This window comes from Phascolarctobacterium sp. (genome assembly GCF_045124115.1).
In the GTDB taxonomy this organism is placed as follows: Bacteria; Bacillota; Negativicutes; order Acidaminococcales; family Acidaminococcaceae; genus Phascolarctobacterium_A.
Genome location: NZ_JBGVLF010000048.1, coordinates 24,404 through 36,431 on the forward strand (window position 1 = coordinate 24,404; position 12,028 = coordinate 36,431).

Below are 12,028 nucleotides of genomic sequence, written 5' to 3' on the forward strand. Positions count from 1 at the left end.
TTAGCACCTCTACTTATAATGTTTTAAAAATATCAACTATACCATTAACAGCGATTTCCTGTTGCTCGCTGGTAGCCATATTACGCAGGGTAACATTGCCACGGGCAACCTCGTCCTCGCCGAAAATCAGCACTTGTTTAGCGTGAAACTTATTAGCCTGTTTCATTTGCGCCTTCATGCTGCGACCGTTGAAGTCGTATTCCACTTTGAAACCTGCGCGACGCAGTTCAATAGCGGTTTTGAAAGCCAAAGTAAAGTTTTCCTTTTTGGGGCAGACGATATAGGCATCAATGCTTTCGTCAAGCTCAGGCAGCAGACCTTGTTTTTCCAAAGCCAGCAGCACACGCTCCATACCCATGGCAAAACCAATGCCGGGGCGTGCTTCATCGCCGCTGATTTCCTGTACCAGACCGTCATAACGGCCACCGCCGCAAACAGCGCTTTGGGCGCCCAAGGGAGCGTACTGGATTTCAAAAGCGGTTTTAGTATAATAATCAAGGCCGCGCACCAGATTGTGGTCTACTTCGTAGTCCACGCCTGCTGCAGTCAAAAGCTCTTTCAAGCCTTCAAAATGAGCCTTGCATTCATCACATAAGCATTCTTCCAAACTGGGAGCGCCCACACCCAACTCATGGCAGTGAGGGTTCTTGCAGTCCAAAAGACGCAGGGGGTTACGGTCAAAGCGGCCTTGGCAATCCTTGCACAGTTCGTCGAAATGGGGCTTGAAGAAAGCCTGCAGTTTTTCACGGTGCAAAGGTCTGCAGTTGGGGCAGCCGACGGAATTGATTTTCAGTTTCAAATCCTTCAAGCCCAAAGCTTGCAGTACCTGTACTGCCAAAAGGATGATTTCCGCATCCACATTAGGACCTTGTACGCCCAAGGCTTCAATGCCGAATTGGTGGAATTCACGCAGACGTCCCGCTTGAGGACGGTCATAGCGGAACATGGGCCCAATGTAATAGAATTTAGTTGCTGCATCTTCCTTGCTCAGCTTGTGCTCTACGTAAGCACGTACAGCAGAAGCAGTGTTTTCAGGACGCAGGGTAATGCTGCGGTTGCCGCGGTCAGTAAAGGTATACATTTCCTTCTCTACTACGTCGGTAGTATCGCCGATACCGCGTTGGAACAGCTCTGTATGCTCAAACACAGGGGTTCTGATTTCTTTGTAGCCATATTGAGCACAAATTTCACGGATTTTGCCTTCCAAGTAAAGCCATGCATTTACATCAGAGGGCATAATATCCTTTGTACCTCTAGGTGCTGTAGTCAGCATATTGTTCTCCTCGCTTTTTTATATAATTACACCACCCCTCAGTCTGCTACCCTTGTGAGGTAGCCAAGAAAGGTTGGCGTTCATGTATTAGTTTATCCATACCCATCCGCTCACCAAAGTTCGCAGAGAAGTGAGTACAGTGTTCGTGTTATTTTTAATCAAACAGCTCTTGGCGCTTAGCAAAGTAGCTTGCCATATTCTGCTGGTAGACTGCCACGTTCTTGGGCATATTCAAACGGAGCAGATGGTGTCCGTCAGCCAAGGGAACCTTGCTGGCGGAAGAAGGACCGATGCCGATTACAGGATGGCGTTCTTCCATCATCTGGATGTTGTAGATACTTTCCGTACCCGGCTTAGCATAGCCAATATTGGCCAAATGCCCCAGCATGTAGTGCTGGCGGTACATATAGTAGGGAGCCAGGCCTTTGCCTGCGGCAAGGCATCTCCCCTGCTCTACTAATGCTGCTGCTTCTGCAGCAGGCAGGTTCATAGCTTCACCAAAAAGAGCAGTGCCTTTTTTCCATGTCAGTGTGTGGATGGTCAAGTTCTCCGGCTCTAAAGCCGCTGCAGCCTGCAAGCTGTAAGCAATATCAGTAGCCGTTTCTCCCGGCAGGCCGATAATCAGATCCACATTTACATTGGGAATCGTGCTCTTGCGCACTTCCTCATAAGCGCGGTAGAAATCTGCCACAGTATGTCTGCGTCCAATCAACGCCAAAGTCTTGTCGTGGAAGGTTTGGGGATTGACGCTGATGCGGTTCACCCCTGCTGCCTCCATCGCCGCCAGCTTAGCCGTACTGAAACAATCAGGGCGGCCTGCTTCCACAGTAAACTCCTGCAGCGTATCGAAATGCAGATGCTTGTCCACTACTTTGAGCAGGTTGGCAAAAACCTTATCGCTTAAACTGGTGGGCGTGCCACCGCCAATATACAGGGAGCGAATGCACAAACTATGCATACTTAATAATTTTACCACATTTAATATGTCAAGTTCAATCAAATTTACAAAGTTTTGTTGACTTTCTTCGTCTGCAGGCACAATTCCTGCAGGAAAACTGCAATAACTGCAGCGGGAAGGGCAAAAAGGAACGCCAATATAGATGCCTGCATCCGTAAAACGAGTAGCATCCGGCAGCAACGCCTTCTGCCGCAAGGTAATTTCCGTCAGCAGTTTCGCCTGCGCCTCAGGCAGCAGATAACGCTGCTCTAAATAACTGGGCAGCTCTTGGGGAGCAACGCTGCCATCCAAAAGCTTGTGGGCCAGCTTCCCCGGACGCACACCGGTCAAAACACCCCAGGGCATAGCAGGACGTTCTCCCGCCATTTGGGAGAAAACATCCACTGTAGCAAGCTTGAGGCAGCGGGTAATCTCGCCACCGGCAGCGTCCAAGCTGCAAGCTTGGGATGCAGTAAAGCTACGCTCCCCCGCTGCCAGCTCCAGTACAAAGCTACCTTCGGCGTAGGTAACGGTGAGGGAGGCAGTTCCTTCCACCGCCATTATATAGCCAAAGAACGCGGCCATGTCGCACACGGGCCGCGTTACCTCGATATCAAGTTCGTTATGTAAAACAAAAAACTTTTCCGTCATGTATATCACCAATATTAAGCATTCTTAGGCGCGTGTTGATGCTCCGCATGCCACAGTTCTTTATACAGCACGCGGTACACAGCCGCCACAGGCACGGCAAAAACCATACCCAAAATGCCAAACAATTTAGCACCAATAAGCAGACTGCCGATAACCAATACAGGATGCAGGTCAATCTTATCGCCCATAATTTTAGGCATAATGTAGTTGGCGTCCAACTGATAGTATACTGCGTAGAACACAGCTACATGGAAAGCCGCAGCAGGATCTTGGCCGTAGGCAATGAACACTGCAGGCACAGCACCCATAAGGGGACCCACAACAGGCACAGTTTCCGCTAGGATAGCCCAAAAGCCCAGTACCAAGGGGAAATCCACCCCTAGTACAGCCGTACCCACAGCAATGACGAAGCCGGAAATCAGGCTCAGCTTGAACAAACCACGGACATAGGCGCTCAAAGTACGCCCCACCTCGTCCACTACATGGGCAGCCTTATCCTGTACATCATAGTTGAACAAGTTGATGAACATATCCCGCAGCACACGCCAATCCTTTAGGAAATAGAAAGCGAGGAAAGGTACGATCACCAGACCAATCAAGTTCTGCACAATATCCAAGCTGCTCTTGAGCAAATTACGCAGGATAACGCTGACAAAGCCCATAGCCCAGTTGATCAAGCTGTCTGCCAACATATTGAAGTTGGAGGGCAGCATGGGAATCTTGGTGGGATCCGCAAGCATATTATCCAAGCCCTGAATATTGGACTTCTCCAAAAAGATGGGCATCTTGGCAAGGAATTCGTTCATCTGCCCAAACAGCGGCAGAATGATAATGCCGATAATAATCACCAAGAAAAGCACAAACGCCATCAGCGCTAAAATAATAGCGACAGCCCTGGACAATTTAATCATACCATGTGCCACACGGATGGAGGACATAGCGTTAACCAATGGATACAGGGCAAAAGCCAAGGCGATGGACAGCCACAGGGGTAGCATGAACGCCGCCAGGCTGTATAGCACATATGAGACACCTACCGTAACGCCTAGTTTAAAAAAGGTGCTGTTTCGGATAAGAGGCCAATACTTAAACATCATATTTTACTGCAGAAACGGATTGCGACGACGCTCCCAGCCTACAGTAGTAGCAGGGCCATGACCGGGCAGAAGCTTCACATCATCGCCATATACTAAGATTTTGGTTTTAATAGATTGCAGAATTTCTTTATAGCTACCGCCGGGCAAATCCGTGCGGCCGATGGATTCGCAGAAAACAGTATCGCCTACAAAGATGGTACCGCTTTCTTCGTTGCAATAGCACACGCCGCCTTTAGTATGACCGGGTGTAGCCAAAACTTTGAATTTCAAACCTGCTACCTCCAGCTCCTGGCCATCGCTGACGATATTCTCTGCAGGAGCGCATTGAATGCCCACACCGATGAAGAAGGATAGATTGCGGTCCGCTTTCAGCAAGCAGTCCGCATCTTCCGCACTAACGTAGACGGGAGCACCGGTTGCTTGGCGCAGTTCGTTAAGAGCGCCAATGTGGTCGCTGTGGCCATGGGTAAGGAAAATGGCCACAATTTTTGCTTTAGCATGCTCTGCCATAGCCAAAATAGTGTCGCAATCTCCGCCCGGGTCAACGATTACGCCTTCACCCAACTCCTCGTTAACAGCGAAATAACAGTTGGTGGCAAGCATGCCTACCTCAGCTTTATATACTTTCATGTGTTCCTCCTAAAATAACTTCGTACTATCTAAAAGAATGGTTACGGGTCCGTTATTCACCAATTCTACCAACATATGGGCGCGGAAGACGCCTGTTTCCACAGGCAGATCTTTAGCGCGGCAGGCAGCTACGAAATCCTCGTAGTAGGCATTGGCGATATCCGGCTTTGCTGCTTTATCAAAGGAAGGACGCTTGCCCTTGCGGCAGTCACCGCAAAGAGTGAACTGGGACACTGCCAAAATAGCACCGCCCACATCCTGTACGGACAGGTTCATCTTCCCTGCCTCGTCCTCAAAAATGCGCAACCCGCATACTTTATCAACAATATAGGCCAAATCTTTTTCCGTGTCGCCTTCGGCAACACCCAAAAGCACCATTAGCCCTTTTTCTACGGCACCTGTTACAGCACCGTCAACGGTAACACTTGCGCGGTCTACCCGCTGCACTACTGCTCTCATTTGCGTTTACCTCCGCCGTTAGCGGTGGAAACCACACGCTCAACAGTATAGACACCCTTCATCCTGCGGATACGGTTCATCACATATTCTAATTGATCCAAACTGGTAATATCCAGACCGATGTGGGTAATTGCCATTTTATTTTTATCCGTATGGCAGTTCAAAGCGAAAATATTCAGCTTAGCTTCGCTGGTAATATTCATAATATCGCTCATCATACCGGGACGATCCTGAGAAGTAATGGATATATTAACCTTGTAGACATCATCAATGCCCACGTCCCAAGAAACCTCGATCAAACGGCTCTGTTCCTCCGGATTGTTGCTCATAACATTGGGACAGTCCGCCCTGTGTACGGATACACCGCTGCCGCGGGTAATATAGCCCACTACAGGGTCGCCGGGAATGGGGTTGCAGCAACGTGCCAATTTGACCATGATGCCTTCTTCACCCTTTACCAAAATACCATGGCTGGCCTTAGCTTTAGACTTGCGCGGTTTCAATTCTGCCAAAACCTGCGCCAAATCCTTGGTGGTATCAAGTTTCTGCTCTTTTTTATACAGGTCCACCAGCTTAGTCATAACCGTGTTCAAAATAACACCGCCATAACCCAAGGTAGCCAGCAGATTTTCATCCGTATCAATGCGCAGCTTGTTGCCTACAGCCTTTAGCTTTTCAGGTGTCATCATGACCTTCACATCGTAGCCAAGGCGTTTAACCTCACGCTCCAACATTTCGCGGCCTTTGATGATGTTTTCCTCGCGACGCTCTTTCTTAAACCAGTTCTTGATCTTGTTACGGGTATCGCTGGAGCCGACAATGTTAATCCAATCGCGACTAGGACCGTTGGACTGCTTGGAGGTAATAACCTCCACAATGTCGCCGTTCTTCAGCTGGTAATCCAAAGGCACGATGCGGCCGTTGACTTTGGCGCCTACGCAGCGGTTGCCTACATCCGTATGAATACGGTACGCAAAGTCAATGGGCACACTGCCTACGGGCAAATCGATTACGTCACCACGTGGGGTGAAGACGAAGACTTCATCAGCAAAAATGTCCATTTTTACCGTATTGACAAAGTCCCTGGAATCGTTCATATCGTTATGCCATTCCAAAAGCTGGCGCAACCAGCTCAGTTTGGCATCAAAGCCCTTGTCGCCACCGGCAGCAGGCTTGCTGCCACCGCTTTCCTTGTAACGCCAATGGGCAGCGATACCATATTCGCTAATACGGTGCATCTCAAAGGTACGGATTTGGATTTCCAAAGGCTGTCCGCCGGCACTGAGTACGGTGGTGTGCAAAGATTGGTACATATTGGATTTAGGCACAGCAACATAGTCCTTGAAACGTCCGGGAATAGGACGCCACATGCTGTGGACGATGCCCAAGGTACCATAGCAGTCTTTAACCGTGTCCACCAGCACGCGAATGGCCAAAAGGTCATAAATTTCGCTGAGCTGCTTATGGTCACGCAGCATCTTCTTATGGATGCTGTAGAAGTTTTTAGGACGGCCTTGGATTTCACAACGAATCCCAGCCTGCTCCACTGCCTGTTTCAAAGTAGCCATAGCCTCGTTGATCATGGCCTCGCGTTCGCGGCGTTTGATTTTAACTTGTTCCACCAAATCGTAGTAGATTTCCGGCTCCATATAGCGGAATGCCAAATCTTCCAGTTCCCATTTGATGGTGTAAATGCCCAGGCGGTGAGCCAAAGGCGCATAGATTTCCAGAGTTTCGCGGGAAATAGACTGCTGCTTGTGAACAGGCATATACTTCATAGTGCGCATATTGTGCAGCCTGTCCGCCAGTTTGATTAATACTACGCGGATATCCCTTGCCATGGCGAGGAACATTTTGCGATAGTTTTCAATCTGTCTATCTTCTTTAGAAATATATTCTATTTTACCCAGCTTGGTTACGCCGTCAACCAGATTGGCAACAACAGCACCGAAGCGTTCCTTGATATCGTCAAGAGTATAGTCCGTATCTTCGACCACGTCATGCAAAAAGGCTGCAGCCAAAGTCTTGTCATCCATCTGCAAGCCAACTAAAATGCCAACTACGCCGATGGGATGAATAATGTAGGGCTCGCCGCTTTTGCGGACTTGGACCTTGTGGGCATCTGCCGCCAATTCATACGCCTTGCGCACAAAGGCCACTTGCTCAGGATTTAAATATGATGCTATTTTGGTGAACAATTCGTCCACATTTGTAATGGTATCTGTAGAGGGCATCCTCTCCCCACTCCTATCCTAGCGTTCGCCACGCAGTAAATCGTGCTGGCTGATACGCAAATTTTCTCTATAAACAGTTTCCAACCCTTGCCTTTCCTGCTGCAAAGAGTTGAACAGGGGCGCGTCCTCCAATCGGCAGGGATTAATAACGCCAATTTTTATTATATCATCTTTTACTGTAATAAATCCAAGTTGTTCCATAATTTTTACAGCATTTTCACTGATGATGTTGCTATAATCACGGACAAGCTGCTGCAATTGTAGCTGCGGCTGACGTTTAAACAGTTCCATTACCTTGCTATAGGCCGCAACCATCATCTCCCGTTTGGGATGGTCCACTGCCAAACGCGCCAGCAACTGCTCCGCATCACGGTTTTGGTAAAGCAGGAAAATATTCTTCGCTCCCTGCTCCTTCAACTTGCCGATAACCTGTGATACAGGCTGAGTAGGAATATCCAAAAGCACTACGTCCGTGCAGGAACTGCTGTTGGCAAGGTCGCTGTAACTATGGATAGCGAAATATTGGCGTAAAGGACTATGCTCCAACTGCTCCGGCAGCTGCGCTGCCTCCGCCACGTATACATCCAATAAGTTATGCGTACGTCCCAAAGCTTGCAGCAAGGTGTACTTGCTGTGGCTGCTGCTGCGGTAGTCGCCCAAGGTCAAGCCCTGCTCCACGCTGACGGAATGTAGCTGTACCGTAGTTTCGTCGCGGAAAACGTTGATTTTCGGTTGGAAAGCAACGTCGGCAATCATGCTGTCGAACAAAAATGGCATCAGATTGGCACTGTTCCACATCACACAACGGTAGGAGTAGTCACCCTTGTCCAAAACGAACTGCAGATGTTGATGCTCCTTGCCCATGGTCCGATGATTATGCAGCAAAGCATTACGGAAGGCAAAAATTGGGGGCATATTGGCACAACCACAGGGCTCCAATAGCTGCAGCTGCTGCAAATCTTTAATGGTAATCTCCCCATTCCCGGGAACAACACAATCCACTACCAAGTGAGGCAGATAGTCCGCAGGCTGCAACTTAGCGGCAACATAAGCACGGAAGCGTTCCCTAAACTCCTGCACTTTAGCTGCAGGCAGGGTAAGCCCTGCTGCCTGATGGTGGCCGCCGAACTGGGTCAGAATATCGCTTTCCGCCGCAATGGCTTCGTACAAATTGAGGGCGGGAATGCTACGACAGCTGCCCTTGGCCATATCGCCATCAATGCTGATTAAAATGGTGGGCAGATGATACTTGTCCACTAAGCGGGAAGCAACAATACCGATTACACCTTGGTGCCAACCTTCTTTAGCAAGGACGATGGCAGTATCGATGTGCTGCTCCTGTGCTAAAAGGGCTTCGGCATCCTCCATAATCTTACGGCTGATTTCTTGACGCAGAGCGTTTTCACGATTCAACTCTGCCGCGATTCTTTCCGCTTTCTGAGGATCACTGGTTACTAAAAGTTCTACGGCTGATTGGGCATGTTCCAAACGACCTACTGCGTTCAACCGCGGTGCTAGACCAAAGCCGATGTTATCGGCAGCAATACCTGTTTCCGGACAACCGCTAGCCTTAATCAAAGCACGCAAGCCTACCAGCGATGTGTTCTCCATAGCCTTGAGTCCGCGGCGTACCAGTTCGCGGTTTTCGCCTACTAAAGGCACAATATCCGCCACTGTACCTAAAGCCGTAAGCTCCGTCAAATCCTGCCACGTAGGCATTTGCCCGGGAGTCTTCTGCTCTAAAGCTTGGCACAATTTGAAGGCTACGCCGACACCGCTTAAATCTTTAAACGGATAACGGCAATCTGCCTGTTTGGGGTTGATAATAGCGTAAGCAGGCGGAATCTGTTCCGGAACAGTATGGTGGTCCGTAATAATAATATCTAAAGTTTTAGGAGCGTTCTCTACTTCGTGCAAACCGCTAATACCGCAGTCCACAGTTACGACCAAAGTAGTACCTGCTTCCGCAATATTTTGCAAGGCTTCGTCGTTAAGGCCGTAACCTTCGCTTTTACGCTGAGGGATGTAGGTACTTACGCAGGCACCTCTCCTCTGCAGATAGATATACAGTAAGGAAGAAGCAGTAATGCCGTCCACATCATAATCGCCATAGACGGTAATTTTTTCACCGTCAGCAATAGCACGTTCCAAGCGAGCCACGGTTTTGTCCATGTCCTTCATTAAAAAAGGATCGTGGAAAGGCGTAGCACTGCCGTAGAGAAATTCTCTCATGAATTGTGTATCCGTCAAACCCCGCTCCAGCAAAATCCCTGTTACTAAAGGAGATATGCCCAGTTCTGCGGCGAGGCAGCCGGCTTTATATTTATCGTATTCGCGTATTTCCCAAATACGCTGTTTGGCAATCATTGGTTGCCCTCTGTTTTAGCAGGAGCTTTTACGGCATCGTTTTTAGCAGCACGGCTGCTGGCCTCGTTGTGCAGCATCTGGGTATGCTGCAGCATAGCAATGCGTTCTTCCAGGCGCTTGTTTTCGTTACGCAGTGCTTCCATTTCCTCCTGCATCTTTTTATCCTGCAGGTAATGGCGTGCTTTCATTGCCAAAAGGAAACAGGTAGCGACTAAAAGGCCGATAAGGAAGGAGCCCAAAATTACCAGCACTAGATTGGTGCTAAAGCTCCAAAAAATAAAGTTCAAGGAAACTGTTAAAGCATTTTGGATAGCGAATAACGCAACAACAATGCTCAAGATAATAACTAAGATCAGTAACGGCATACACTTCAGCTCCTTTACGCAGAAAATGATTATTTTATAACTGTAAATATTCTGCCTCTTATGAAAATTTTCCTGCTAGCTGTACATTATTTTGTAGGATATTTGTGGAGCAATGCACATCAAACTTTTATTTTTGCCAACGCCAAATCGTTATCCCGTGGTTAACATTCCCTTTGCAATTTAACACAATCAGCTTTTTATTAAAATTTAACGCCCGCATCGTTGTATTGATACGGGCGTTAGGTGGTTGGATGGGTATCGTGCTAGAGCAAGTATTCGTAACGTGCAGCTTAAAACGTAAAAACTGTAGCAAGTTTTGGCAAATTTACATTTTACCGATAATGTAGCCTGCTACAAAAGCCAAAGCCACGCTTCCTGCCCACAACCAATAAGACGGAGTTGCTTTTGTACTTTGTACAGGAGTCTGGGAATCAACCTGTTTATCCACCTTGTCTCCAGTATCTACTGGCGGAGGAACTGGGTTAGGTTTTGGATTAGATTTAGGTTTAGGTGTTGTAGAATCAGGTTTATGTTTGGGCTTGGTTTTAGGTGTTGTAGGATCAGGTTTAGTTTTGGGCTTAGGTTTAGATATTGTCGGCACTGGCGGTACAGGAACAATAAACATATGCGTACCAATTCTATTAAGTGTCAATAATTTATCACCAAAACCAAATTTTACATAGATGCGTCGATTTTCTTTGTCAATTTTTTCTACAAAGCCTTCACCAAAGCGATGATGGCAGACGCGCATACCAACTTTAAAATCGTCCTCAGGAGTTTCATCCTTGTCTGTGTACGGACCTAGTCCTGACGGCATATTTACTTTAGGAAGCTCCCGCACCACAAATAAAGGAGAAAAGTCATCCATTGGTGGCGGATTACCGATGTACTCCCACTCTTTCTCCTCACGCAGTGTTCTCTTTTTGTCTTTACTATCCTCATATTGCGGGCAGTGACTGGATCCTATGCACTGCTCATGTCTCCATTTGCAGTGATTTTTGCGTTGAAAATATTTACAAATTCTTTTATCTCTCCGACTGTCACCATCAGGCATTTGTATAGTAGTAACTCCCTGAGTACCACCAAGACATCCTTTTTGGGATTCTGTTGTCATTACCTCACCTCAAAAATCTGGTTACAACCATTTATTTTTTCACATAATCGGGCACGTTTGCAGGATAGCGCACAACTACATAGCAATAAGCACTTTCCCCGCTTCTCGTAATAGACTGCATTTGAACTACAGTACCGCCTCTTTGCAGATAGTAGTTTACTTCCGCAATGTTGCTTTCAAAAGCTTTTGTTGTTTGCGGAACTCGATTTGCTGTTGGACTTTCTCTACACACTCGCTCGTGTGCTTACGAACTTCTCTTTCCCAAAAGCGAATAACGAACCACCCCATATCACGCAAGGCAATAGTGTTCTCCAAATCACGTTCGCAGTTACGTTTAATTTTCTCCTGCCAATATCGAGAACTTTTTGATAAATCAGTAGCACCATGCCAAAACTCTCCGTCGCAAAACACAGCTATTTTATATTTTGTGATTGCTACGTCAGGCGTACCGGGAAGTTTTTTATAATTTTTGCGATAGCGTATACCTGCGTGCCATAATGCCTTGCGAAGCAAAATTTCCGGTACTGTATCTTTGCTTGTGTTGTGCAGCATACACTTATGGCGTTGCTCTTGATTTAAGGTATCCATAGAGAATCACTTATCTTCTTTGCTTAAACTTTTCTTTAGTTGTGCAGCTAATTTCTTTGCGATAGATTTAGCCATTATGGGAGGAACTGCAGCCTACGTCTACTTTCATGGTAGCACGCAAGCAGGGGTTTGTGTTTTTAATCAACAATGATACTGCCATAAACCTTCCTATGTACTAAGTCTAGCACTTTTTGAAACGGTTAGTTGTAAAATAAAGTTGCACAACTAAATAAAAAAGATCCATGGTGGTATCTTTCTGTTAAAATAAAGTTGCTACACAAAATCAGCAGAAAGGACTGACCACCATGGATCA

At 47.4% G+C, this 12,028-nt stretch carries 10 protein-coding genes; all 10 read right to left on the reverse strand.

Annotated features, from left to right (window positions below; genetic code table 11):
- Positions 1 to 13: 13 nt before the first annotated feature.
- The gene (hisS, locus tag ACJMM4_RS07595; protein ID WP_405383837.1) at positions 14 to 1,273 is read right to left on the reverse strand and encodes a histidine--tRNA ligase; all 1,260 of its coding nucleotides are present in this window, start codon (positions 1,271 to 1,273) and stop codon (positions 14 to 16) included.
- A 154-nt stretch (positions 1,274 to 1,427) separates the two neighbouring features.
- A complete protein-coding gene (gene hemZ, locus ACJMM4_RS07600; protein ID WP_405383839.1) occupies positions 1,428 to 2,861 on the reverse strand; it encodes a coproporphyrinogen dehydrogenase HemZ in 1,434 nt (477 codons plus the stop codon).
- 14 nt (positions 2,862 to 2,875) lie between these two features.
- The gene (locus ACJMM4_RS07605) at positions 2,876 to 3,958 is read right to left on the reverse strand and encodes an AI-2E family transporter (RefSeq protein WP_405383841.1); all 1,083 of its coding nucleotides are present in this window, start codon (positions 3,956 to 3,958) and stop codon (positions 2,876 to 2,878) included.
- A gap of 3 nt (positions 3,959 to 3,961) precedes the next feature.
- On the reverse strand, positions 3,962 to 4,588 hold the full coding sequence (locus ACJMM4_RS07610; protein WP_405379601.1) for an MBL fold metallo-hydrolase: 627 nt from the start codon (positions 4,586 to 4,588) through the stop codon (positions 3,962 to 3,964).
- Positions 4,589 to 4,597: 9 nt separating this feature from the next.
- On the reverse strand, positions 4,598 to 5,047 hold the full coding sequence (dtd, locus tag ACJMM4_RS07615) for a D-aminoacyl-tRNA deacylase (protein ID WP_405379600.1): 450 nt from the start codon (positions 5,045 to 5,047) through the stop codon (positions 4,598 to 4,600).
- A complete protein-coding gene (locus tag ACJMM4_RS07620) occupies positions 5,044 to 7,281 on the reverse strand; it encodes a RelA/SpoT family protein (RefSeq protein ID WP_405379599.1) in 2,238 nt (745 codons plus the stop codon). Before ACJMM4_RS07620 ends, dtd begins: the two co-directional genes overlap by 4 nt.
- 18 nt (positions 7,282 to 7,299) lie before the next feature.
- On the reverse strand, positions 7,300 to 9,648 hold the full coding sequence (recJ, locus tag ACJMM4_RS07625) for a single-stranded-DNA-specific exonuclease RecJ (protein ID WP_405383843.1): 2,349 nt from the start codon (positions 9,646 to 9,648) through the stop codon (positions 7,300 to 7,302).
- A complete protein-coding gene (locus ACJMM4_RS07630) occupies positions 9,645 to 10,013 on the reverse strand; it encodes a lipopolysaccharide assembly LapA domain-containing protein (RefSeq protein ID WP_405379597.1) in 369 nt (122 codons plus the stop codon). The genes recJ and ACJMM4_RS07630 overlap by 4 nt, the downstream gene beginning before the upstream one ends.
- Positions 10,014 to 10,338: 325 nt before the next feature.
- Positions 10,339 to 11,127, reverse strand: a complete 789-nt coding sequence (locus tag ACJMM4_RS07635; RefSeq protein ID WP_405383845.1) for a hypothetical protein — start codon at positions 11,125 to 11,127, stop codon at positions 10,339 to 10,341.
- Positions 11,128 to 11,283: 156 nt separating this feature from the next.
- Positions 11,284 to 11,715 (reverse strand): very short patch repair endonuclease, encoded by a 432-nt coding sequence (locus ACJMM4_RS07640; protein WP_405383847.1) that lies wholly within the window; start codon positions 11,713 to 11,715, stop codon positions 11,284 to 11,286.
- Positions 11,716 to 12,028: the final 313 nt, after the last annotated feature.

Excerpts from the sequence above, each read along its gene's own strand:
- hisS (WP_405383837.1), bottom strand. The coding sequence starts at position 1,273 with ATGCTGACTACAGCACCTAGAGGTACAAAGGATATTATGCCCTCTGAT.
- hemZ (WP_405383839.1), bottom strand. The coding sequence starts at position 2,861 with ATGACGGAAAAGTTTTTTGTTTTACATAACGAACTTGATATCGAGGTA.
- ACJMM4_RS07605 (WP_405383841.1), bottom strand. The coding sequence starts at position 3,958 with ATGATGTTTAAGTATTGGCCTCTTATCCGAAACAGCACCTTTTTTAAA.
- ACJMM4_RS07610 (WP_405379601.1), bottom strand. The coding sequence starts at position 4,588 with ATGAAAGTATATAAAGCTGAGGTAGGCATGCTTGCCACCAACTGTTAT.
- dtd (WP_405379600.1), bottom strand. The coding sequence starts at position 5,047 with ATGAGAGCAGTAGTGCAGCGGGTAGACCGCGCAAGTGTTACCGTTGAC.
- ACJMM4_RS07620 (WP_405379599.1), bottom strand. The coding sequence starts at position 7,281 with ATGCCCTCTACAGATACCATTACAAATGTGGACGAATTGTTCACCAAA.
- recJ (WP_405383843.1), bottom strand. The coding sequence starts at position 9,648 with ATGATTGCCAAACAGCGTATTTGGGAAATACGCGAATACGATAAATAT.
- ACJMM4_RS07630 (WP_405379597.1), bottom strand. The coding sequence starts at position 10,013 with ATGCCGTTACTGATCTTAGTTATTATCTTGAGCATTGTTGTTGCGTTA.
- ACJMM4_RS07635 (WP_405383845.1), bottom strand. The coding sequence starts at position 11,127 with ATGACAACAGAATCCCAAAAAGGATGTCTTGGTGGTACTCAGGGAGTT.
- ACJMM4_RS07640 (WP_405383847.1), bottom strand. The coding sequence starts at position 11,715 with ATGGATACCTTAAATCAAGAGCAACGCCATAAGTGTATGCTGCACAAC.